General features: G+C 41.2%; 1 tRNA gene. It reads left to right on the forward strand.

The features are described 5' to 3' along the window. The first annotated feature begins 30 nt into the window (after positions 1-30). A tRNA-Ala gene (locus ACQRBH_RS17415) sits at positions 31-103 on the forward strand. The last annotated feature ends 174 nt before the right edge of the window (positions 104-277 follow it).

The raw sequence follows: 277 nt of genomic DNA on the forward strand, positions 1-277 counted from the left end.
CTAAAAATATAATTGATCATATAATCAAATGGGGGATTAGCTCAGTTGGGAGAGCGCCTGCCTTGCAAGCAGGAGGTCACGAGTTCGAATCTCGTATTCTCCACGCAGACAATAAGTCATGCGAAATACAACAGAAACATCCGATTGTGCTTGCACAAATAAGGATGTGGATGGTGGATTTCATAGGACGCTAGTCCGTGATCGAAATGAAGCAAAGCGGAATCGAGATCCATGACGATTGTCTAATATGTACCTTGAAAATTGCATATAAGAAATA

This window comes from Bariatricus sp. SGI.161 (assembly GCF_050313695.1).
In the GTDB taxonomy this organism is placed as follows: Bacteria; Bacillota; Clostridia; order Lachnospirales; family Lachnospiraceae; genus JAFBIX01.